A 22,699-nucleotide genomic window follows, 5' to 3' on the forward strand; every position below is an offset into this window, starting at 1 on the left:
TGGTGGCACGAATGAAAACTAAACTGCTCGCTGCATCGGGGGCTGTTTCCACTTGCCTTCGAGCGCCTCAGCTTTCGGCCAGTAGAGACGCATAACAACGAAGAAGCCACCCTTGGGTGCGGGCAGCCAGTTGGGTTGCCTGTCTGCTGCCGGAGCCTCGTTCTGGATGTAGAAGGTCATTCCACCGTCCGCGTCGCGCTTGAACTGTGACAGCATCGGCGAATTGAGCAAATAGCGGTTAATCGGATTGGCCGTGAGCAGGCTCGACGGCAGTTCGTACATGGTAAGGGACCAGAAGGCATTTACCGGTGGCAACTGGCCCGGTGCAAAGCGCACGGTGTAACGGTTCGCCCCGTCGAATTTCTTGCCGTCCGCATCTACGAGATACATCGGATACATCGCTTCCTGCTTGGAGTTGCCGTAGATGCCAAACACGGCAGCGGCCATGCGGTAGAGATAATTGTTCTTCAAATATGCGCGGGTGCCGAAGGTGTCCCCGCTGGTCACTTCCCCAGCATCCATTCGTTTTTGCAGTTGGGCCAATGCCTGCCAGGCGTCGGCCATACCCTGTTCGACGGCGGTGTTCAGTTCGGGCGTGAGATCGCTCGCGTTGAAGTTCTTTCCAGCACCAACGCCAATCTTGGCGAACCGCGCCATCAGTTCCTTTTCGGAGGGGTTTGTGGGGCAGAACTGCAAGAGGAAGTTGACGATGTTGAAAAACTCAAGTGAGGTCTTTTCGGTCTCGGGCGTCAGCGCCTTGATGAAATCAATCGCCGGGGCGGCCTTCGGCGCTGGCGCGCCAAGGAAGGCCGAGAGCGTCTGCACCTTGTAGCCGGCTTGCACCTTCTTCACATTGTCGATGTCGCCGGGGTTGAAAAGTTGCGTGCGGTACGCGGCCAGCGCAAATTCGGTCTCGGCACGTATAACCTTCGTCACACCTTTCGGGGTTGAGCCATTCCAATGAGGTCCGGCGATGAGGAAACTGCCGCCATTGTTGCCGGTGCTACGACTACCGATGTAGTCGAAGTTGAACGTATAGGCGTCAATTAGCTGAATGCTGAAGTAGCGTTCCTTTTCAATCGCAGGAACGGTGAGCACGATGGGCTCCGTACGCAAATCCATGCCGAGGAATGAGTAGGGTGTGTCCGAGTTGGGCGTTTGGACTGCCTTGTCTTCCGGGGTGAAGACGCGCGAGAAGTTGCGAAGCTGGTTCCATGGCGCCTTAAATTCGGGGCCATTCGCATCGATGAAATAGGCATATTGAATGCGGTAGCTATCCACCATTGGGAAGCCGTAGATATAGGCTTCCTTGGCAATTGCGCGGGCTTCGGTGGGACTGGCGGCGGTTTGCGCGCCCGCAAGCGCGGGACGGAACGACGGGAGCAAAGCTATCCCGCAGGCAAAAGCTCTCCGTGTTATGGATTTCATTGTCGCAATTCTCCTGTCAGAAAAGCCAGGACGGCCGCAGCGTGGACGGCCGGGATGACCCCGATCGGTCGCGCTCTGTCAGCGGCAGACGCGCACCCCGTTTACAATCGCGCAGGCCGGGCGCACCACGGGTGCGACGACTGGCGCCGAGACGGCCGGACGGGGAGCGACAACCGCGCCATTGGGACCGGCGCATCCCGCACGAACCACACCGCGAGCGCAGACGACAGCATTAGCCTCTCTCGCAACACCGAGCGTGGCCAGGATCAGCAACAGGGCAGCGCATATCTTGGTCATGTTCCATAGCTCCATTTCAGTCGCGGTTTCAATTCCGGGCTGGCCAGGACAAGTCCTTGCCTGCCTTAGGCTCCACGTCGTTCAGCTGCTCCGGACGCGCCGAATAGGCGGGATCTTGAACGTGCCGTCCTTGAGGGCCGTCTTGGGCTGATAGACCCTGACACTGAGATTGAAGGGCAGGCTCGGCGGACACGGCAGCCAGTTCGTTTCCTTGTCGGCGCCTGGTGATTGCGCCTGGATGTAGATATCCAGCGAGCCGTCCGGATTGTATGTGATCGGCATCGCCGAAGTTATGCCGTAGCGGTTGATCGCGTTTCGAACGTAGAAATTCTCGCGATAGGGCGAGATCGACCAAACCCCGCTTTCGGAAGGGAATATCTCGTCCTTCTCCAGATGGAGAACGTATTTCGCCGCACCGTCCAGCACGTTGCCGTCGCCATCGACAAAGGCGGTTGGATAGACCGCATCATCCGACGTCAGCGCCCCCAATCCAAACCAGGCGATGAACGCGCGCGTGGTGTAGTCGGTACCGAAGCGACCGATATTCAGCGCGCCCTGCCAGCCGTTCACGGTCGGCGCAGTGTAGGGGCCTGTTTCCAGCTTGTACCAGACCTCGGCCGGCGCCCGGTTGATCCCTCGCAGAATGGCCGGATCGAGCTTGGACGGATCGAAGTCCTTGCCGACCTCGATCCCGATCCGCTTCAGCTTGTCGACGGTCTTGGTGTCGTCGGGGTAGGGCGGATTGTCCTTCAACGCAGCGGCGAGGCGCTTGAAGAACATCTCGCCGGTCATGAGCCGCACCTGATCGTACGGCGTCGCGGTTGTATCGGCACTGGTGTCGATCGGCACATCCGACGGCGGCGTGTAGGGCTTGCCCCAGGCGCTGAGCGGCGTCAGCTGCAATTGATCCTGCAGCTTGTTGATCGCAGCAAACTCCGTGGGGCTATGGCACGCGATCTGGACCAGCACCGAGGCGTAGCGGGTTGTCGAACGGAACGTCTGCTTGATGCCGTTGGGCGCAACACCATTCCATTTCGGGCCGACGATGAGGAAGTCTCCGGCGCCGGTCCCCGTGGTCCGGCTGCCCGCCGAGGCGAAATCGTCGGTCCACATGTTGAGCGCCTGCATGACGACGTAGCGCCCCTGGGTATCAGGCTGCGAGTAGACGAAAGGCTCCTTGTCCAGGTCGATGAACGAAAACGCCCAGAGAGAATTGACGCTGATACGGACGCAGTCCTTGAAATCCGGATCGACATAGGTCCGCATCCTGCCGAACTGGTTGATGGGCGCTTTGTACTGCTCGGACTTCGAGGTGGCCGTCATCACCGCTCGCGTTGCATCCATCATGACCAGCGGAAAGCCATAGACATAGCATTCCAATGCAAGAACATACGCCAGCTCTTCCTCGGCATCGCCCTTCAGCTCGCCTAGCCCGCGCAGAAGGGGGCCGGCAGCCTCGCTCGTTGCTGGCGACAATGCCGCGCCCAGCCCGGCACCGAGCGCGCTTGCGATCAAATCGCGGCGATGAAGCGAAATCGATCCCTGTTCGGTAGAAAGCATAACTGACCTCCACATCGTTGAGACCGCGCGCGGGCGGGTGATGAAAGCCGAAGCGGCGGAAGTTCTGAAAGACTCAGTTGGTGCCAGTATCGTGGGACGCGATCAGGTGCGGGGAGTTGCTTGACTCCCCGCGCCGTCTTACAGCCGCGGCCTCACTTCATGCAGTTTCGGACGAACTGGATCCTCTCGATCATCCCCACACCCAGCGCTTCTGCCTGTTTGCGACAGCCCTCGCGCTTATCGAGGCGCAGCTCGACCTTTTGCAGCACGCTGAGGCCGATATCGCCCGAGACTTGCGGCGCACCGGCCTCGGCGGCGGCTTTGCCGGCATCGGCAGATGGCCCATCGCCAGCGGCCCTTGCCGCGGCTTCTAGACGCTTGATGTCTTCCGGACTCAATTTCGGCCGGTCGATATTCAGCGAGATCTTGTTGAGCGTGCCGGTGAAGGTGAACGGCGTGCTGTAGTCGTTGTCGTCGACCGGCGTGCCGGTGTCGGACCCGATGTCCAGCGCCTCATCCCACTGCAGGATGAAGGGAAGCGTGTGCTCCATCGTCTCGGTTGCGACCGCATTGCCGTCGACTTTGAGGACGCCGGTGCCGCCGCGGCCGATACCGCTATAGTCGCCAAAGGCCATCGTTGCCGCACCGAGACCGTCATACTTGAAATCGAACTCGATGACATGCTTGCCCGGTGTCAGTTCCGGTCCCTCCCAGCGTACGCGCTTGAGGTCGACCAGGTTCCACGTGAACACCGGCTTGTTCTTGAGAACATAGAAGCCGTATCCGCCGAATCGTCCGCCCTGGGTGATCAGCATGCCTTCGGCGCCGCTCGGCGGTATTTCGACATCGATCTTGAAATTATAGGAGGCGTTGAGGACGCTCGGCGCGTCACCGTTCGGCGTGCCAGTGAGCGGCCGCGTCCAGGTGAAAGAGGTGCGGCCAGCGCTGAGGCTCGGCCGTGGTATAACCAGCCGGCCAGCCACCGAGGAATCGAGTGGCAGAACCTGATATTTCTGCGCCTCTTTCCAGAACAAATCCTGCATCTCCTTCAACTTGGCAGGATTTTTGGCCGCGATATCCTCATACTGCGTCCAATCGTTCTTGAGATCGTAGAGCTCCCAGGGGTAGTCGGCAGGGTCCGGCAGCTTGACGCCAGCCGTCACCCACGGCGGCCGCAGTACCTTGGTGCTGGCGATCCAGCCGTCGTCGTAGATCGCGCGATCGGCGAACATCTCGAAATACTGGGTCTTGTGCGTCGAAGGCGCGTTCGCGTTGTTCTTATCGAAAGTATACATCATGCTGACACCCTCGATCGGGCTCTGCTTGATGCCGTCCACCATGTCGGGCTGCTTGATGTGCGCGGCTTCGAGAATGGTCGGCACGACGTCGATGACATGGTGGAATTGACTACGAATGCCGCCCTTGTCTGTGATGATTTTCGGCCAGGAGATCGCCATGCCCTGGCGGGTGCCGCCGAAATGCGACACGATCTGCTTGGTCCAGGAGAACGGCGTGTCGAACGCCCAGGCCCAGCCGATCGACATGTGGTTGTAGGTGCGGTCGGTGCCCCAGGCGTCATAAAAATACTTCAGCTGCTCCTCGACCCCAGGGTTGGCTCCATTGAACATCGCGACTTCGTTCGGCGTGCCGTTCGGTTGGCCTTCGGCGCTCGTTCCGTTGTCGCCGTTGATGTAGATGATCAGGGTGTTGTCGAGTTTGCCGAGGTCGTCGATCGCCTGGATCACGCGACCGATCTCGTTGTCGGCGTAGGCGACAAAGGCAGCGAAGACTTCGACCTGCCGGATGAAGAGCTTCTTTTCGTCGGCGTTGAGCTGGTCCCACTCCTTGATCAGGTCTTTCGGCCAAGGCGTCAGCTTGGCGTCCTGCGGAATGACGCCCAGCTTCTTCTGGTTGGCGAAGATCGTCTCTCGCAGCTTGTTCCAGCCGGCATCAAACAGCTTCATCTCGCTGATCTTCTGAACCCATTCCTTGGTCGGATGATGCGGCGCATGGGTGGCACCCGGCGCGAACTTGATCAGGAAGGGCTGGTCCGGCGAGAGCGCGTTGATGCGGTTGACGTAGTCGATCGCCTCGTCGGCCATCGCGGTCATCAAATTCCAGCCGGGCTTGCCGACGTAAGGATAGATCGGCGTGGTATTGCGGACGAGATTGCCTGGCTCCCACTGATTGGTATCGCCGCCCATGAAGCCGTAAAAATATTCAAAGCCTATGCCGGTCGGCCACTGATCGAACGGTCCGGCCTGGCTCGCCTGGTATTCCGGAGTATTGTGGTTCTTGCCGAACCACGCGGTGTGGTAGCCATTGTCCCTGAGGATGCGTCCAATCGTGGCCTTGTCCTTGGTGATGACGCTGTCATAGCCCGGATAGCCGGTCGCCTGTTCGGCAACGACACCGTAGCCAGCCGAATGATGATTGCGGCCGGTGATCAGTGCCGCACGGGTCGGCGAACACAGCGCCGTCGAATGGAAGTTGGTATAACGCAGGCCGTCCTTCGCGATCCGATCGAGCGCCGGGGTCGGGATCACTCCGCCGAACGTCGACGGCACGCCGTAGCCGGAATCGTCGGTGATGATCAGAAGAACGTTCGGCGCGCCTTTGGGCGGAACGACACGCGCAGGCCAAAATGGTGTCGACTTCGTCGCATCGCGCTCGATCTTGCCACCGAATTTCTGCGGCGGTGGTGGAAGCTGATCCCCGGGAATGGTGATGGTTGCGGCCGGCGAGCCCGGCGGCGGCGTGGTCGGTTGCGCTTGCTGTGCAAACGCAGGGACGGATAGCGACGATGTCAAGAACAGTATGGAAACGATCGCACGAAAACTCATTGCAGCCCTCCCGTGAGGCGCGCGCAACCGCGCAGACGTTTATCACTCTCAACGACGAGGCAAGAAGTGACGTTGACGCAAGATCAACCTCCGCAAGAACGGTACCTAAGGGCAGATTGGATCGCCTGGCTGAGCTATCCGGCGGCACGCGCTCAATTTTTGTAGGAATTTGCAGGCGTCACGTCGATCAAGCATCTGCAAAAATCCATCTGATATTGAAGAGCAGAACACGCGCTCACACTCGTCATCATGCTGCACGGACTAAGTCGAACGGCGGACCTTGAGCGAAATCAACGGGAAGAAATGTCTGGGGCTCACACTTCAAATGACAAGCTTCCGGGTCTTCACCTTGGATCGACAGCATGCTCGCTCACAAACTCAATCATCCTGTCGCCGGCGCCGTGCTCGCGATCGCCTTGGTCGCAGCAATTTCATTGGTTCCTTGGCCGAAGCTTCCTGCGAAGCCTAGGCTTGCGATCAAGAGCGATCGTCTGGAGCAGAGCGATCGCAGCGAGCTTGGGAATAGCGGTACGCAGGCCGCATGGCCCTATGGACGTGGCTGGCAGCTGCCGCCGGAAAGACGAGAAACCAAAGGACATTCACTCAAACGGCGGCAAGGGCTGTTTTGGTTTCTCTCATGATCAAGCCCGAGGTGTTCCTGCGCTCCGCGCGACGCGGAGTTCACTAGCACTACTTTGGGTGCGCCGGGAGACCGGCAAGGAATAGATGGTGGAAGTCCATTGCGATGAAGGTGTAGCGAACCACATCGGCCCCGAGCCGTGCGCAGGCGTCCGCGAGGGTGTCGGCGAAGCGTCGGTAGGGGAGCATGCAGGCCAGCCATTGAGCCGCGAAACAGTGTTATCTCGGGAGCCGACGCTGTCCAAAGAGCGGAAGGCAATATGGGCGAGTGCGCAAACGCGAGCACCCGTCCAACCCGGCGTGGTCGTAGACCCTGGCATGTATGGAAGCTCCTTGTACGGGAACCGGGATATCTCCGGGTCGGCCATCTTCCTTCTCGGAGGAGATGGTCCGCAGCGGGAAGGCGAGGAGCTGTAGCCGCTGATGCACGACACGGAGAAGTCTGACTCTGGCATAGTAGCTGAGAAGCCAACGAACAAAGCCGGATTACTGGCGGCGGAGTGGGCGGAGCCAAGGCCGGGGACCAAGGGAAACGCGGAACAGCAGCGCATGCACCGGACACAGGGCCGGGCTCGCATGACCCAGTCGCTGGACCGCGTACGGACAGCCGCAAGGCTGAGGAAGAAGGACCGGTTCACCGCGCTCTTTCACCACATCAATGTCGATACACTGCGGGCGGCGTTCTTTGCGCTCAGGCGTAAGGCTGCTCCCGGAGTGGATGGCATGACGTGGGAGGACTACGAGGAAGATCTCGAGCCCCGGCTCGCCGATCTGCACAAACGGGTCCAACGAGGAGCGTATCGCCCGCAACCGTCTCGCCGGACGTACATACCAAAGGCAGACGGCAAGCAGCGCCCGTTAGCGATCGCGGCTCTCGAAGACAAAATCGTCCAGGGCGCCACCGTCATCGTGCTCAACGCCATCTACGAAGGAGACTTCTGTGGCTTTTCCTACGGGTTTCGGCCCGGCAGAGGACCACATGATGCGTTGGACGCGCTCTGCACAGCGATCGAGACGCGGAACGTGAACTGGATCATTGACGCCGACATCCAAAACTTCTTTGGCGCAGTCAGTCAACCTTGGCTGGTTCGCTTCTTGGAACATAGGATCGGCGACAAGCGCATCATCCGCCTCATTCAGAAATGGCTGAAGGCGGGTGTTCTCGAAGACGGCGTCGTAGCCGCTGATGACAGGGGAACGGGTCAAGGTTCGGTGATTTCACCGCTTCTCGGCAACATCTACCTGCACTACGCTCTCGACCTGTGGGCCAAACGCTGGCGACAGCGCGAGGTCTCCGGCGGCATGATCATCGTGCGTTACGCGGACGATGTAGTAGTCGGCTTTGAGCGCGAGGATGACGCACGTCGTTTCCTTGACGCGATGCGCGCGAGACTGGAGGAGTTCGAGCTGACGCTCCACCCGGCCAAGACCCGCCTGATTGAGTTTGGTCGCCATGCGGCGGCTCAACGCAAGCAGCGCGGACTCGGAAAGCCGGAAACCTTTGCGTTCATGGGGTTCACGTTTATCTGCGGCAAATCACGCCAAGGGCGCTTCCAGCTTCAACGGAAGACCCGTAGCGACCGCTTGCGAACCAAACTCCGCGAAATCAAGGAGGAGCTAAGGCGCCGAATGCACTGGCCGATCCCTGCACAAGGGAAATGGCTGAGGCAGGTCTTGACCGGCCACTTTGCGTACTTTGCTGTCCCGACGAATGGCCGAGCGCTCAATGCGTTTCGGTTCTATCTGACCGATCTCTGGAGGCGGACGCTTCGGCGGCGCAGTCAGCGGACCTGTCTGACCTGGGATCGCATAACGCAGATCACCGATGACTGGCTCCCCAAGGCTCGCATCCTTCATCCATGGCCGAAGCTGCGCTTCGCCGTCAAACACCCGAGGTAGGAGCCCGGTGCCTTAATTGGGCTCGCCGGGATCTGCGCGGGGGGCGCCCAGTGATGGGTGTCCCTACCGCGAACAGAATGTGTTTTGGCCGCTGTTTTTCAAGGATTTGCTTTCGGCAATATGGGCATTGCTGAGGCGGCGGCCGAAGGATGAGATCGACGATGGCATGGCGTACGGCGGGCATGGTTGGTTGAGGCGGAGGCCCGTTGATTCTTTTTTTTCCGCCCCGCGTATGCGAGGCGACGATGTTGCAGGAAGGCGTAGGCAATCATTGTCATAAGGGCGTGGCGATGAAGACCTTGCCATGATCGCCCTTCGAAGTGATCAAGTCCAAGCTCCTCCTTCAACTGTTGATGCGCCTGCTCACAAATCCACCGTGCCTTGATGGTGGCGGCCAGCGTGCGCAGATCCGTCGTCGCCGGAAGATTGGCGAGATAGTATTTGCTCTCCCCGGAGGCACGTTGCTCGCCAATGAGCCAGACTTCGTCGCCTGGGAGATGCTGCTGACCTTTATCCCATATCCGCTGCGGAGGGCCGTCGGCGGTGCGGACACGGAGGGCAGCAAATCGGGCTTTGAGCCGACCTTTCGTCCCGCTACGCCAACTCACGGTTTTCCATTTGGCGCTGGCCAGCATTTGTTCTGCCGCAATCGATAAGATATCGGGCACGTGGTGCTTTCGTGGTTTGCCACGGACTTTGGTGATCGGCCAAATGAGCTTCACATCGACGGGATACACTTTCTGGTGCCGAGGGATACCGACCGCCCAGGCCAGCCCGCGCTCTGTTAGCCCTTGTCGAAACGGTGCGCTGAGGCCGTATCCTGCATCCGCCAGCACACATCCAAAGCGCATGTTGGCTGCCATCGCGCGGTCAATCTCGGCCAAAGCGATCTCCGGCTTGGACCGTGGCGTTCGGTGTTCGATTGGCACGCGAGCGCGCTTCAAACGGGGCATGTCGCTTGTCCAGCTGTCAGGCAGAAAGAGACGTAACGCGACCATCACTGGCACTTCGCCGCGCGCAAGCGTTAAAGACACCAGCGTTTGGCAATTTGCAGTTTTACCGAGAGCCGATGCGTATTGCGCCGCAACACCGACCGATCGCTCACCCTTCTTCGGCAGTGAGGTGTCATCAATAACCAGCACCGCATCCCTGCCGCCGACGAGTCGGTCCGCCTGGTTGAGCAGCTCTGTCTCCAGCGGCGTCGCGTCCCAGACACCGTCGGCAATGAAATGGTGCAACTGGTCGTAGTTGCTCGTGACAAGGCGTTCCGCCATCGGCTGAACGCTCTTGCGATCGCCAGGACCGATCAATCCCGCAACATACAGAGGACACATCCGCTGCCGGGTCTTATGACCCAGCCGGTCCAAGAACGGCATCAGCCAGCGTTCGAGTTCGTCTTCCCATCCCGGCATGGTCAGCCCTCCAAGAGCCGACCACCCATGAATCATTGAAAAATTGATTCGGGAATCTGGAGGGTTCTGTGAGGTCGCGCTCACGCGAGGGCGCGGCAAGCGCTTATAACGCGACCTCATTGAAGCCGGATTGAACGAAGGCGCGGGAGAATATGCACGGTGGTGCGGCTATGGGGATAGTTTGAGATCGCGGGTTGCTATCGGCAGACTGCGGAGCTGACGCGGCGACGTTTTGGTTGCGCAATGGCGGCAACTTGAGACAGAGAGCATTTTACCGGCTGTAGCGATCGATGGCCCGCTGCATCGAATAGTTTCCGGCGCGCTGTTTGGCCGCACGGATTCGGCAGCGTCTGCGATGATCGAGACGATGGGATCATAATGACGAATGACGATCTTCGTGCACGGCATGAATTGGCTCACGATGTGTCGCACCGGAACGATTGGGTTGGAGCGCCGGAACGACTGAAGCTGTGTCGAAAGCGCTCGATGATGCGCATGACGCCACCACAATCAGGACAGGCGGGAACCTTGGCCCACGTCAGAGCGTCCGAATCCACAGGCGACGGCTTGCCATCGTTTGGCGGTGTCCGCTCACGATCGAGAAGTTTGCGGCAAAGGGCGAGTTTGGCAGCGCGATGGCCGTTGGCCATGAAGCCGAAGTGGCGGATGCGATGGAAGCCATCGGGCAGCGTGTGAAGAAGGAAGCGGCGGATGAACTCGTCGGCCTCGAGCTTCATGATCTTTGTCGCGCCGTTCTGGCGGTAGTCCTTCCAGGTAAAGGCGACGTGATCCTCGTCGAGGGCTACGAGCCGGCTGTTGGCGATTGCAACGCGATGGGTATAGCGGCCGAGATAGGCCAGCACCTGCGCGGGGCCGCCGAACGGCCGTTTGGCGTAGACGACCCAGCTAATGCGCCGCATAGCGACGAGGTGAGCTGCGAAGGCAGCAGGCTCGGCCAGGGATGCGAGATCGCCGAAGAAGTTCAGGGTGCCGGCGTCGAAGGCGGCGGTCAGACGTTCGAGGAACAGGCGTCTGAACAGCCGGGCGAGCGGTTTGACGGCCAGGAAGAAGTTTGGTCGGCTGGCGATCCAGTGCGCGCTATCGGGCGAGAGGCCGCCGCCCGGCACGACGCAGTGGACGTGGGGATGGTGCGTCAGCGCCTGCCCCCAGGTGTGGAGGACGGCGACGACGCCGATCCCGGCGCCGAGCCGGCGTGGATTGGCGGCGAGCGTCGACATTGCCTCGGCGGCGGCTTTGAACAGGATCGCATAAACGATGGCCTTGTTCTGAAAGGCGATCGCGGCGATCGGAGCGGGAAGTGTAAAGACGACGTGGAAATAGGGAACCGGAAGCAGGTCAGCTTGACGCGCGGCGAGCCACGCGGCTCGGGCTCTCCCCTGACACTTCGGACAGTGCCGGTTGCGGCAAGTAATGGGCATCACCCATTACCTGCCGTATGGGCAAAGCCAGTAATGGGGAGCTGCCAATCGCGATCACCGTATTTTCTTGTGGATTGCCGCTCTCGAGCTCTCCATTACAAGTCGCTCGTGCGGCCCCGTTGGGTCGGCCACTGATGGCCGGTCACATACGGAGACGGACATGTTGGAGACGTACTTCTCGGCAGCGAAGATGCTGGGGCATCTGCGCAGTGGGCCGAGCGGGCCTTACCTTGACGGGTTTGCAGCGGCGCTGGAGCGGCAGGGCTATGGCCCCGAGACAGCGGTACGCTATTTGCGAGCGGCGGCTCACATCGGTCATGTTATGGCCGAGCAAGGCGCGGGCCTGACGGACGTTGATCTCGCCGCGTTCGGCGAGCACCTGCGCACTTGCCGGTGTCCACGCGCCAAAGGCGGCCGGCGCAACCACCACACCATCTACGGTGCCAGGCTCTTTCGTCGGCACCTCGTCGAGCTCGGCCTTTGCCGGTCCGCGGTGGCGGCAGCACCCGCCGAGCCGCAGCTGGTCGCCGACTTCAAAACGTGGCTGCGCAAGCATCGCGGCGCATCCGATGCCACCATCAGGCTCTACGCCCGCGACGCCGCGGGCCTGATGATGCATCTTCGATCTGACCCGGACGGCTGGAGGCCGAACGATGTCCGCAGTTACTTCCTGGAGCGGGCGAGCAATAGCGGGAGTGGCACGATCGAGAAGATGACAACGAGCCTGCGGGCCTTCCTGCGGTATCTCGCAGTCGCAGGCCGTTGTCAGGCAGGTCTCGACGGCGCCGTTCCAGCCTACGCTCATTGGCAGCTTGCCGACATGCCCCGGTATCTGTCGACCGAGCAGGTCGACCGGCTGATCGCTGTCTGTGACGGCGACGTCGGTGGGCGCCGGCGTGATCGTGCGATCGTACTTTTGTTGGTGCGCCTCGGCCTGCGGGCCGGTGACGTGGCGCAACTGCGTCTCGCGGATATTGAGTGGCAAACGGGATCGCTACGGGTCTGCGGCAAGTCGCGCTACGAGGTCCGGCTGCCGCTACCGCAAGACGTCGGGGATGCGATCGCCGCCTACCTCGAATGCCGGCCGTCTACCGGCCGGAACGATGTCTTGTTCCTGCGCACGATCGCGCCGAGCCGGCCATTCCGACGAGGCGACGGCATCTCGTCGGTGGTCAAGCGTATCATGAAGCGGGCCGACATTGTGGCGCCGGTCAAAGGGGCCCACACTCTGCGGCACACCGCGGCGACCGAGATGCTGCGCCATGGCGTGCCGCTCGACAAGATCGGCCTCGTCCTTCGGCATCGCGGCATCGACACGACGGCCTATTACGCAAAGGCCGACGTCGCGCTGCTGAAGCAGGTTGCTCAGCCTTGGCCGGAGGCGCTCTGATGCTCGACGCCATCGAGACCTATCTCGCGCTCCGCCGCACCACGGGCTTCGCGATGTCGACCGCGGAGCACCTGCTGAAGAGCTTTGCCGCCTTCGCGGCCGAGCGCGGACAAACGTACGTCGAGACAAAAACAGCGATCGACTGGGCCGCGCTCGGACCATCCGTCGCGCAACGCGATGCACGGCTCAGAGCCGTCTGTCGCTTCGTACGCCATGTCCGGGTGGAGGAAGTCGGGCACGAGCTGCCGCCGGCAAATCACTTCGGCGCCCGCAAGAAGCGTCGCACGCCGCACATCTACACGACAGACGAGATTAGTCGGCTGGTCGAAGCTGCGCTGCGGCTTCGGCCAACGCGCGGCTTGCGCCCGCACACGCAAGCGACCTTGATCGCGCTGCTCTCATCCACCGGGCTCAGGATCTCCGAAGCCCTGAAGCTGACGATCGCGGACGTGACCCGCGACGGTCTGCTGATCCGCGAGACCAAGTTCCGCAAGACCCGACTGGTGCCGCTGCACGACACGGCGGTTGCCGGCTTGCAGCGATACCTGGCACGTCGCGGGCTCGGCTCAGACGATGATCCGGTCTTCATCGACAAGCCCGGTCGGCCGCTACGCTACATTGCCGTCAAGGAGACCTTCGACAGGCTGGTCGACAAGGTTGGCATCAGATCGACGTCGGCTCGCCGTCCTCGCCTGCACGATCTACGGCACACGTTTGCGGTGCGCGCGCTGCAAGGCAGCCCTACCGGCCGGGGCCGGTGCGGGGCGCACATGGCGGCACTCGCGACCTACATGGGTCACGTCAACATCTATGCGACCTACTGGTATCTCGAGGCCACGCCCGACCTCTTGCGCGATGTCGCCATGGCCGGCGAAGCGTTCATCTCCGAAGGGAGGTCAGCATGACGCCGATCGCTCCCCTCATCGAGACGTTCCTGCGCGACACACTCGCTTGCCAGCGGGGCGCCAGCCAGCACACGAGGGACTCCTATGCCTCGAGCTTCCAGCTGCTGTTCGTGTTCGCCGCCGACCGGCTCAAGGTCAAACCTTCGGCGCTGACGCTCGAACAGATCGATGCCGGGCTCGTCAGCGCCTTCCTTGAGCATCTTGAGGACGAGCGCAAAAACGCGGCCGTGACGCGCAACGTTCGCCTGGCGGCGATCAAGTCGTTCTTCCGCTTCCTCGAGTACCGGCAGCCGGCGGCGCTCGAGCAGATCCGCCGTGTACTGGCGATCCCGTTCAAGAAAACTGACACGCGCCTGGTACCCTACCTTCTGCGCGAAGAGCTCAAAGCCGTGCTCGACGCTCCCGATCCGGCGACACGCGATGGCATCCGCGATCGCGCAATGCTGCACGTGGCCGTCTGCGCAGGGCTGCGCGTCTCCGAACTGACGGGCCTCAAGGTCGATGACATCGACCTGCCTTCGATGAGCATCTGCGTGCTCGGCAAGGGACGCCGGGAGCGGACGCTGCCGTTGTGGAAGCCGGCGGCTGCTGCACTGCGTGCCTGGCTGGCCATCCGCGGGCAGGTCGCGACACCCGAGGTGTTCGTCAACGCCCGTGGTGAGCCGCTGAGCCGATGGGGCTTTGCCTATCTGCTCAGGCAGCACGCCGCGACTGCGGCTCGCAAGCAGCCCGGTCTCGCCAAGAAACGCGTCTCGCCCCACGTGCTCAGGCACACCTGCGCGATGGTCGTTCTGCAAGCGACCCGGGACATCCGGAAGGTGTCGCTGTGGCTGGGCCACGCTACGCTGACGACCACCGAGGTCTACACGCGCGGCGATCCAACCGAGAAGCTCGATGCGATGGAGGCGATCGTGCCGCCCCACCTGCGGCGCGGCGTCTTCCAGCCCACCGACCAGCTGATCGAACTCCTCAGGCGTACCTCGTAATGGAGAGCGGGGTTGGCGGTGATTGGTGCAGGAGCGCGATCAAATTGCCGCCAGCTCCCCATTACTGGCTTTGCCCATAAGGCAGGAATTATAGGCAACGCGTGTCGTGCCGCAGTCGTCGCAAGCCTCCATGTGGCCGCCGAGCGCCTCGGTCCGGCACGCAACGATCGCGCTCATCACGCGCCGCTCGACCCGCCCCAGATGACCGGCATGTACACGGCGATAGGCGTCGCCATGCCGGCGCAGAATATCGGCAATCTCGATGGCGGGCCTGTTGCCGCGGCTGTCGGGGCGGATCATCACCCGCATCCCGCCGCGGATCATCTAGGTGGCGTCACCTCCAGCGACAGGCGATCGAGCGGGCTCTGCGTCGCCCGGATCGTATCGGTGGCGACCTGCGTGTAGCGCGCTGTCGACGACAAATTATTGTGCCCGAGCAAGACCTGGATGATCCGGATATCGGTTCCGTTCTCGAGAAGATGCGTCGCGAAGCTGTGGCGCAGCGTGTGGAGCGTGACGCGCTTGGTCAGGCCCGCAGCCTTCACCGCCGACCGACAGGCGGCGTGCAACACGGTCTGATCGATCGGATGATCTTCGTCACGACCAGGGAACAGATAAAGCCGCGGCCGGGCGAGCCGCCAGTAGGTGCGCAGGATGCCCAGCAGCTGGGGCGACAGCATCACGTTGCTATCCTTCGCCCCCTTGCCGTGGCGCACCTGGATGACGCCACGGGCGCTGTCGATGTCTTCGATCCGCAGTCCCGCAACCTCCGAGGCCCTGAGCCCGGCCGCATAGGCGGTGGTGAGCGCGGCGCGGCTCTTCAGGCTCGATACCGCTTCAAGAAACTGAACCACTTCGTCGGCGCTGAGCACGACCGGCAGCTTGCGCGGTTCTCGCGCATAGGGAATGCGCTCCGGGATGAGCGCCTCGCCGAGCGTGACACCGTAGAAAAACCGTAGCGCGCAGACGATCTGGTTCAGCGCCGGCCATGAAATGCCGGTCGAGACCAGATGCACCTGGAAGGCGCGGACGTCTTCCAGCTCTAACCGGTCAGGCGATCGGCCAAAATAGCGGCTGAACTTCGAAACCGCGCTGATGTAGGATCGTTGCGTCGCCGGCGACAGGTTGCGGACGGTCATGTCTTCGATCATGCGGCGGCGAAGAGGGCTCAAATCGGCCATCTCGATACTCCTGTCTGAGGGGGGGATGGGCTCCAACACCCACATCCTCTCAGCCAGGAGGCGATCTACGCCACCTTGCCTCTCACGCCGCGGCAGCGGCTTCGTTCAATCCTATAAAACGCGGCAAAATCAACAATCTGCCAAAGTAGTGCTAGGGCGTGTACTCATAAACATCGGCTTACCAACGTAGAGCCGAAGTCTCCACCTTGAGCGTGCTCGGCAGCTAATGACCCTGGCTGTGTGAAAACGCTGCGCTTGATGTGATTCGCGCGATATGATTCCCGCACGATTTGCGGGGGGCTGGAATGAAGCGCTTCGTTGCGGAGGCGGATCGTGGGCAGTCGACGTTGTTGCCCGAATGCCTCGACGATTTCATTGATGAGAGCAACCCTGTTCGGGTGATCGACGTGTTTGTCGATGCGCTCGATTTGGCCGAGTTAAGCTTCGAGGGGGTGGAACCGGCGGCGACCGGTCGGCCGTCATACCATCCCTCGGTTCTCCTGAAGCTTTACATCTACGGCTATTTGAACCGGGTGCAGTCGAGCCGGCGGCTCGAACGAGAGGCCGGACGCAATGTCGAGGCCATGTGGCTGCTGGGCCGGCTCGCTCCCGATCACAAGACGATCGCGGACTTCCGCAAAGACAATGGCTTGGCGCTACGCAAGGTATGCGCGCGCTTCGTCGAACTCTGCCGTGAGATGGGTCTCCTCACGACGGCGAGCGTCGCCATCGATGGCAGCAAGTTCAAAGCCGTGAACAACCGGGACAGGAACTTCACACGGGCGAAGGTGGAGCGGCGGCGCGCCCAGCTGGAGGAGAGCGTCGCGCGCTATCTGAGCCAACTTGACACGGCTGACCGGCAGGAGCCGGCGGAGGTGCTGGCAGCCAAGGTGACGAGGTTGACCGAGAAGCTGACGAAGCTGAAGGAAGAAATGGGCAAGCTTGCTGCCTACGAGAAGCAGATGCTTGCTTCGCCCGATCAGCAAATCTCCCTGACTGATCCCGACAGCCGTTCGATGGCCACGAGCGGCCGCGGCTCCGGGGTCGTCGGCTACAACGTGCAGGTCGCCGTCGACACCGAACATCATTTGATCGTGACGCACGAGGTGACGAACAGCGGTTCCGATCGGGCACAACTCGCCAATATGGCCAAGCAGGCGAAGGCTGTTCTAAAGACCGAAACGCTCGAAGCTGTAGCCGATCGCGGCTACTTCAACAGCCCGGAGATCCTCGCGTGCCACGAGGCCGGCATCACGGTAACGCTGCCTAAGCCGCAGACGTCGGGCGCCAAATCCGAGGGGCGCTTCGGTAAGCAGGACTTTGCGTATTTGCCAGGGGAGGACGTCTATCGCTGTCCGGCTGGGGAGCGATTGCCGTATCGCTACACAAACGAAGAAGAGGGCAAGATGCTGCGGCGTTACTGGACCACAGCCTGTCAAAATTGTTCACTCAAATCGCAATGCACGACCGGGCCAGAGCGGCGGATTACGCGATGGGAGCATGAGCATCTGCTCGAGGCTGTGCAGCAGCGCCTTGATGCAAACCCACAGGCAATGCGCCAGCGTCGTGAGGCCGTCGAGCATCCGTTCGGCACCATGAAGGCCCGCATGGGAGCGACACACTTCCTCACCAAAACCCTCCCAAAAGTAGCCGCCGAGATGGCTCTCTCGGTCCTGGCCTATAATCTGACGCGGGCCATGAACATCGTTGGGAGCAAGCAATTGATGGCTGCGATCGGCGCCTGAGACAGGGCGCGGTCCCTAGCTCCGGACCGACGCCCATTGAAGCCGTTTTTACACGGCCAAGACCCTGAACGGACTTCGCGTTAGTTTCGTCTAGCCGAGGCAGAAGCGGGCACTCTCCGGTCTCATGCCTGATCCGTCCTGGCGTTACGCCTTGGCGGCGTTCTTTGCAGCCTCGAATACGTGGCGTGCGGACGTCGTACCCGCTACGTGCTCCGTCCCCTCCACTCCGAGGTCCATCCATCCTGCATTCACGGCCTCAAACATTTCTTCGGCCGGTCCGGTGTGGCCCTTCGGGATGCCGAATTGCTCGAACGCCGCCGCCCACCCGGCCCGCGGGACGGCGAAACTAACGAGACCGCCCTGAAACAGACAGGCCCTTCTTCCAAGGTTGAATTGTCATTACCACGAGGTATAACGGCGTTCGGGGGCTCGCTGCATAGAGTAGCGACAGGCTGTGCGATGGTCGGGCCGCCACGCGGAAGGCGTGCGCCCCATGAATGATAGCTCTTTATTTGACGATCTGCCGAAAAGCCCAGCGGCTAGCAGAACAGGCCCTCAGCACTCTCCATAGGTTCCTGCATCTTGAGGCTGTCAGCGGTGCCGTGCTCCTCGTTGCTGCCGCTGCTGCACTGATCTGGGCCAACTCTCCGTTGGCTTATAGCTATCACGCCTTTTGGAACCTTCCGCTCACAGTCGGTGTCGGCCGACACGTCTTCTCCAGGTCGTTGCATTCCTGGGTCAACGATGGACTGATGACCGTCTTCTTCCTCGTCGTGGGCATGGAGATTCGGCGCGAGGTCCATGAAGGCGCACTAAGCAGACTCGACCAAGCCACTCTGCCGCTGGTTGCCGCGACAGGCGGCGTCATCGTGCCGGCGCTCATCTATCTGAGCCTCAACAGCGATCCGGCTAGAGGGCAGGGCTGGGCCGTGCCAACCGCGACAGACATCGCCTTTGCAGTCGGAGTGCTCGCGCTGCTTGGACGAACGATCCCGGTCAATGTGCGGGTCTTCCTGCTTGCTCTGGCGATCATCGACGACATCATCGCGGTCCTCATCATTGCGTTGTTCTATACCGCCAGTCTTCAACCTGGCGGTTTCATCATCGCGTCAATTGGCGTTCTCGCGGCTTTAGGATTTCAGCGGATCGGCATCGGTTCTGCGCCGTTTTACGTATTGCCCGGCTCTTTGGTTTGGATCGGGTTCACAGTAGCCGGGATCCATCCAACCCTTGCGGGTGTCGTGCTCGGGTTGATCACCCCGGCACGCGCCATACCGATGCGGGAGCCGCCGCTGAAAGTTGTGTCGCGAGTGCTGAAACAGCTGCGAAGCAGCGATGCGGTGAAAGCGAGGGATACGCATCTGTTGGAGCAACCGCTGCGAGACCTTCGTGTCGCTCACCGCGAGTTGTTGCCGCCGGTGTCACGGGTGCAGATGGCAATGCATCCGTGGGTGGCTTACGGCGTCATGCCGATCTTCGCGCTGGCAAATGCCGGCGTCAGCTTAACCGGCACTGATCTCTCCGCAGGGGGCCACTTGGTGATGATGGGCACTGCGCTTGCCTTGGTCGCTGGGAAACCGCTTGGCGTCGTCGGTGCGACTTGGTTCGCGGTACGAATGGGCTGGTGTCGCCTTGCTCCTGGAGTTTCGTGGGGTGGCGTGTGTCTGGTCGGCCTGCTGGCTGGCATCGGTTTTACCATGTCGATCTTCATCTCGATGCTCGCCTTCTCCGATGAAGGACTATTGGCGGCAGCTAAACTGGGCGTCCTCTTCGGTTCGCTTGTCGCCGCCACACTCGGCCTTGGCTGGGGCGCCACCTACGTGCGACGTCAGTGAAAGCGGACTCAAATGTCTTTCAAAGCTCCCCACGTATCTTTTGTATCGTTTGCCTTCGAGATTCTGCCCTCCGGGGTTACCCAAGCGATGATCGTAGAAACTGGCTTGCATCTAAATCCGAAGCATCCCTCGTACAATAAATCCGCCGTAGAAGGTCTCATTTCGGCCGCGCAGGAATATGTTAGCGTCAACATAGAAGGTCCTGCCGCTATTCGGCTTGTTTCGACCCAAAGCGGGGAGATCTGATGGTCTGCTCCCGTTGTTCGTCGGAAACGGCTCTATTGCGCTTCGCCGTCCCGCCAAATGTTTAATCCGCCGGTAGATCGTCAATGAAAGATGACAAACTTCTATTCGGGCTTTCAGTAGTCGTAGGCCTCCTTGCGCTCGGATACTCGCTCCACCTTCTCTATTTTATTTTCGGGTGAGAGTGGATCTCTGGCTCCGCAATTGCGATGTTTGGGGAGGTCGGCTGGTGACCCAACTCGGAATTAGGGTGAGGTGCACTAACGCCCCGCTATCAGTGGCAGAGCGGACCTCATGCGAAGTGCAGCGCGGGTTTATGAGTACACGCCCTAGCCCGTCTTATTCGCGAGAGGGCGCCTGAGAGGCTGGCGAGCGTGGTGTAAAGCGCTGATGCGGCGTAGGATTCGGTTGCGAAGCCACCCCATCACCTTCAACCGCGAACGCCACGCCCGCCATGACCGATGATACGATTTCAGACCACTATCGAGAAGCAAGAATTCAACACAAATAAAACCTCTGCCTCGCGCTCGATCTCTTCATGCTTGATAGTCTCGTTTCGGAGGCTGATCACCTACCGCGTCTAATAGGCCGCTCGCGCCGGTTTCTTTGGACGCGGCACGACCGCGACTCCACGTTTCGGCACAGAAATGATCGGGAGTCACTCAATCTTTCTTCAACTTAACCCGTCTTATTCGTAAGAGTGCGCCTGAGGGGTAAAGCGCTGATGCGGCGTAGGATTCGGTTGCGAAGCCAACCCCATCACCTCCAACCGCGAACGCCACGCCCGCCATGACCGACGATACGATTCCGCCCTTCTCGTTTCCAGCCGTTCACGCCAAGAAAGTCACAGCTGCCTTCGATGGTGGACGCCTAACCTCGAATGGGGGCGTGATGCTTCTGGCGATGGCCGAGCGGCGTCTCGGTTTGGCCGACAATCTGGCCCGGGTGTTCCCGGATCGGCGCGATCCGACGCGGGTCGTGCACAGCCTGGTCGATATGTTCCGCGCGCGCATGTTCGCGATCTGCTGCGGCTACGAGGACGCCGACGACCTCGATCATCTGCGGTCCGATCCCGCATTCAAGCTGGCCTGCGGTCGCCTACCGGACACGGGCCGGGATTTGTGTTCCCAACCGACGCTGTCACGCCTGGAGAATGCGCCGCGCCTGCGCGACGTGATCCGGCTGACCTACATTTTGGTCGACGCATGGATGGATAGCTACCCGCGCGAGCCGGCATCCGTCACGCTCGACATCGATGATACCTGCGATGTCGTCCACGGCCATCAGCAGCTCTCGCTGTTCAACGCTCATTATGATGAACGCTGCTTTCTGCCGATCCACGTCTACGACACGGAGAAGAGCCGGCCCGTGGCCGTCGTGCTGCGGCCCGGCAAGACGCCGGGCGGCGTCGAGGTGCGTGCCCATCTGCGCCGCCTGGTACGGCATATCCGCACGCGATGGCACAACACGCAAATTACGTTCCGTGGCGACGGGCACTATGCCCGGCCGGAGGCCATGGCGTGGTGCGAGACCAACGGCATCGACTACATCTTCGGTCTGTCCGGCACCAAGCCTCTCGCCAGAAAAGTCGACGAGGTCGCCGACGACATCCGCACGCGACGCGCCATCGAGAACCTGCCGGTTCTGCGTGGCTATACCGAGACGCGCCACAAGGCAAAGTCCTGGGATCGCGAACGGCGCACTGTCGCCCGTATTGAGGCGACGATGCTCGGCCTCGACATCCGCTTCGTCGTCACCAGCCTCGATGTCGGCTCGGCCGAGTGGATCTACGACAGCCTGTATTGCGCGCGCGGCCAAGCCGAGAATCTGATCAAGCTGCATAAGACACAGCTCGCCTCCGACCGCACCAGCTGCCGTTCGGCGCTCGCCAACCAGGTCCGTCTCGTGCTCCATACGGCCGCTTATTGGCTGATGCTGACCGTGCGCGACGCCATTCCCAAAGCCCGGGAATTGGCCGCTGCCGAGTTCGCGACGCTGCGTCTTCGTCTCTTGAAAATCGCTGCCCGTGTGGTCGAGACCACGAGCCGCATTCGCCTTGCGTTTGCCGCGGCATGTCCCGAAGCCGACCTGATCCGCGGCTTGCCAGGCGCGTTGCTGCCGCTCGGTCCTTGACCGGCGGGGCGTCCGCCCCCCGTTCGCCCAACCTATACCTCAAGCGCGTTGCAAAGTACGGGTCGTCAGGCGGTGAAAAGCCGAAGGCAATCCTGTGCGCCTCGTCAGACAAGATGTGCGGCCGCATCAATCGGGCCAAAAAGCCGCACTCTCACGAATAGGACGGGCTAGTTTGGCCGCTGCCCCTACCGATGCCGAAATGACAGCGGCTCGAAAGGCGCTGGAGCAATGGCAAACGCCTGAAGCTTTCGTATCGAAGGTTGAGAGCTTTGCTCCTCTCGTTAAGTCATCCGTTCTTTTCAACAGAATGCGAGATTTTTGCTCGACGCCATTCCAATTGCTGAGTTATCGAAGCACCGCCCGTTAGAGTCGGTCCGACTATCGGAGCAGCATGATGCTGAGGTGAAGGACCAAACTGGAACATTCGATGTCGAAGTGACCGAAGTGCTCGAACCGGGTAGAAAACGCGGCGATGAATATCGCTCGGGAGCGCCGCAAGTCACACACAGCGCATTTGATCCTAATCTAGGCGAGACTATCGCTACAGCGCTCGCGGACGGGATAAAAAAGAAAGCCGAAAAGAACTACGCGGCTAAGCCTCTTCTGTTGGTCTACTTGAATATCAGCACCGGAGGAAAGTTTAGCGACGAAGTCGAAACGAAAATCAATGAACTGAAGGCCCAATACGCGGACAAGTTTCGGGAGATTTGCGTCCTGTGGGCAGGCAAGCTTTATTAAGCAGGGTTTATAGGTACCTAGATCGA

The 22,699-nt window shown here is 61.0% G+C and carries 15 protein-coding genes and 2 pseudogenes; 9 read left to right on the forward strand and 8 right to left on the reverse strand.

Annotation, left to right across the window (positions count from 1 at the left end):
* Positions 1-18: 18 nt before the first annotated feature.
* From J4G43_RS05315 to J4G43_RS05330, 3 genes are all read right to left on the reverse strand, one after another.
* Positions 19-1,428: a DUF1254 domain-containing protein gene (locus J4G43_RS05315; protein ID WP_028153445.1), complete on the reverse strand. Its 1,410-nt coding sequence runs from the start codon at positions 1,426-1,428 to the stop codon at positions 19-21.
* Between the two features lie 378 nt (positions 1,429-1,806).
* Positions 1,807-3,285 carry a DUF1254 domain-containing protein gene (locus J4G43_RS05325; protein ID WP_028153446.1) on the reverse strand — a complete coding sequence of 493 codons (1,479 nt, stop codon included), beginning with the start codon at positions 3,283-3,285 and terminating at the stop codon, positions 1,807-1,809.
* Between the two features lie 152 nt (positions 3,286-3,437).
* Positions 3,438-6,128, reverse strand: a complete 2,691-nt coding sequence (locus J4G43_RS05330) for an arylsulfatase (protein WP_208084211.1) — start codon at positions 6,126-6,128, stop codon at positions 3,438-3,440.
* Positions 6,129-6,490: 362 nt separating this feature from the next.
* Between J4G43_RS05330 and J4G43_RS05335 the strand changes: the two genes are divergently transcribed.
* Positions 6,491-6,769, forward strand: a complete 279-nt coding sequence (locus J4G43_RS05335; protein WP_155258104.1) for a hypothetical protein — start codon at positions 6,491-6,493, stop codon at positions 6,767-6,769.
* A gap of 49 nt (positions 6,770-6,818) precedes the next feature.
* Here the strand turns inward: J4G43_RS05335 and J4G43_RS05340 are convergent, their stop codons facing one another.
* Positions 6,819-6,956: a hypothetical protein gene (locus J4G43_RS05340; protein ID WP_171901125.1), complete on the reverse strand. Its 138-nt coding sequence runs from the start codon at positions 6,954-6,956 to the stop codon at positions 6,819-6,821.
* 387 nt (positions 6,957-7,343) lie between these two features.
* On the opposite strand from J4G43_RS05340, the gene ltrA reads away from it, so the two are divergent.
* Positions 7,344-8,666, forward strand: a complete 1,323-nt coding sequence (ltrA, locus tag J4G43_RS05345) for a group II intron reverse transcriptase/maturase (RefSeq protein WP_456298913.1) — start codon at positions 7,344-7,346, stop codon at positions 8,664-8,666.
* Between the two features lie 98 nt (positions 8,667-8,764).
* On the opposite strand, the gene J4G43_RS05350 is transcribed toward ltrA, so the two are convergent.
* Positions 8,765-10,114 (reverse strand): IS701-like element ISBj6 family transposase, encoded by a 1,350-nt coding sequence (locus J4G43_RS05350; RefSeq protein ID WP_038951335.1) that lies wholly within the window; start codon positions 10,112-10,114, stop codon positions 8,765-8,767.
* A gap of 380 nt (positions 10,115-10,494) precedes the next feature.
* Positions 10,495-11,508, reverse strand: a pseudogene (locus J4G43_RS05355) (IS91 family transposase); the annotation flags it as partial.
* Positions 11,509-11,677: 169 nt separating this feature from the next.
* On the opposite strand from J4G43_RS05355, the gene J4G43_RS05360 reads away from it, so the two are divergent.
* From J4G43_RS05360 to J4G43_RS05370, 3 genes are read left to right on the forward strand one after another with little or no spacing between them, the layout of a single operon-like run.
* A complete protein-coding gene (locus tag J4G43_RS05360; protein WP_225004627.1) occupies positions 11,678-12,907 on the forward strand; it encodes a tyrosine-type recombinase/integrase in 1,230 nt (409 codons plus the stop codon).
* Positions 12,907-13,812 (forward strand): tyrosine-type recombinase/integrase, encoded by a 906-nt coding sequence (locus J4G43_RS05365; RefSeq protein ID WP_028153991.1) that lies wholly within the window; start codon positions 12,907-12,909, stop codon positions 13,810-13,812. Before J4G43_RS05360 ends, J4G43_RS05365 begins: the two co-directional genes overlap by 1 nt.
* Positions 13,809-14,798: a tyrosine-type recombinase/integrase gene (locus J4G43_RS05370; protein WP_028153990.1), complete on the forward strand. Its 990-nt coding sequence runs from the start codon at positions 13,809-13,811 to the stop codon at positions 14,796-14,798. Before J4G43_RS05365 ends, J4G43_RS05370 begins: the two co-directional genes overlap by 4 nt.
* 81 nt (positions 14,799-14,879) lie before the next feature.
* On the opposite strand, the pseudogene J4G43_RS05375 reads toward J4G43_RS05370, so the two are convergent.
* Positions 14,880-15,098 (reverse strand): annotated as a pseudogene (locus J4G43_RS05375) (transposase zinc-binding domain-containing protein); the annotation flags it as partial.
* A gap of 20 nt (positions 15,099-15,118) precedes the next feature.
* Positions 15,119-15,979, reverse strand: coding sequence for a tyrosine-type recombinase/integrase (locus tag J4G43_RS05380; RefSeq protein WP_208084206.1), 861 nt, complete (start codon positions 15,977-15,979; stop codon positions 15,119-15,121).
* A gap of 305 nt (positions 15,980-16,284) precedes the next feature.
* On the opposite strand from J4G43_RS05380, the gene J4G43_RS05385 reads away from it, so the two are divergent.
* The 4 genes from J4G43_RS05385 (at position 16,285) to J4G43_RS05400 (ending at position 22,673) form a co-directional block, all read left to right on the forward strand.
* Positions 16,285-17,724: an IS1182 family transposase gene (locus J4G43_RS05385; protein ID WP_208084212.1), complete on the forward strand. Its 1,440-nt coding sequence runs from the start codon at positions 16,285-16,287 to the stop codon at positions 17,722-17,724.
* A gap of 497 nt (positions 17,725-18,221) precedes the next feature.
* A complete protein-coding gene (nhaA, locus tag J4G43_RS05390) occupies positions 18,222-19,559 on the forward strand; it encodes a Na+/H+ antiporter NhaA (protein ID WP_208084213.1) in 1,338 nt (445 codons plus the stop codon).
* A gap of 1,032 nt (positions 19,560-20,591) precedes the next feature.
* On the forward strand, positions 20,592-21,935 hold the full coding sequence (locus tag J4G43_RS05395) for an IS1380-like element ISBdi2 family transposase (protein ID WP_208084214.1): 1,344 nt from the start codon (positions 20,592-20,594) through the stop codon (positions 21,933-21,935).
* Between the two features lie 318 nt (positions 21,936-22,253).
* Entirely contained in the window at positions 22,254-22,673 is a 420-nt protein-coding gene (locus J4G43_RS05400; RefSeq protein WP_028153985.1) for a hypothetical protein, read from the forward strand.
* Positions 22,674-22,699: the final 26 nt, after the last annotated feature.

It is taken from the genome of Bradyrhizobium barranii subsp. barranii (genome assembly GCF_017565645.3).
Lineage (GTDB): Bacteria > Pseudomonadota > Alphaproteobacteria > Rhizobiales > Xanthobacteraceae > Bradyrhizobium > Bradyrhizobium barranii.

Excerpts from the sequence above, each read along its gene's own strand:
- nhaA (WP_208084213.1), top strand. The coding sequence starts at position 18,222 with ATGATAGCTCTTTATTTGACGATCTGCCGAAAAGCCCAGCGGCTAGCA.
- J4G43_RS05380 (WP_208084206.1), bottom strand. The coding sequence starts at position 15,979 with ATGGCCGATTTGAGCCCTCTTCGCCGCCGCATGATCGAAGACATGACC.
- J4G43_RS05365 (WP_028153991.1), top strand. The coding sequence starts at position 12,907 with ATGCTCGACGCCATCGAGACCTATCTCGCGCTCCGCCGCACCACGGGC.
- J4G43_RS05330 (WP_208084211.1), bottom strand. The coding sequence starts at position 6,128 with ATGAGTTTTCGTGCGATCGTTTCCATACTGTTCTTGACATCGTCGCTA.
- J4G43_RS05335 (WP_155258104.1), top strand. The coding sequence starts at position 6,491 with ATGCTCGCTCACAAACTCAATCATCCTGTCGCCGGCGCCGTGCTCGCG.
- ltrA (WP_456298913.1), top strand. The coding sequence starts at position 7,344 with ATGACCCAGTCGCTGGACCGCGTACGGACAGCCGCAAGGCTGAGGAAG.
- J4G43_RS05325 (WP_028153446.1), bottom strand. The coding sequence starts at position 3,285 with ATGCTTTCTACCGAACAGGGATCGATTTCGCTTCATCGCCGCGATTTG.
- J4G43_RS05360 (WP_225004627.1), top strand. The coding sequence starts at position 11,678 with ATGTTGGAGACGTACTTCTCGGCAGCGAAGATGCTGGGGCATCTGCGC.
- J4G43_RS05395 (WP_208084214.1), top strand. The coding sequence starts at position 20,592 with ATGACCGACGATACGATTCCGCCCTTCTCGTTTCCAGCCGTTCACGCC.
- J4G43_RS05350 (WP_038951335.1), bottom strand. The coding sequence starts at position 10,114 with ATGATTCATGGGTGGTCGGCTCTTGGAGGGCTGACCATGCCGGGATGG.
- J4G43_RS05385 (WP_208084212.1), top strand. The coding sequence starts at position 16,285 with ATGAAGCGCTTCGTTGCGGAGGCGGATCGTGGGCAGTCGACGTTGTTG.
- J4G43_RS05315 (WP_028153445.1), bottom strand. The coding sequence starts at position 1,428 with ATGAAATCCATAACACGGAGAGCTTTTGCCTGCGGGATAGCTTTGCTC.
- J4G43_RS05370 (WP_028153990.1), top strand. The coding sequence starts at position 13,809 with ATGACGCCGATCGCTCCCCTCATCGAGACGTTCCTGCGCGACACACTC.
- J4G43_RS05340 (WP_171901125.1), bottom strand. The coding sequence starts at position 6,956 with ATGCTCCCCTACCGACGCTTCGCCGACACCCTCGCGGACGCCTGCGCA.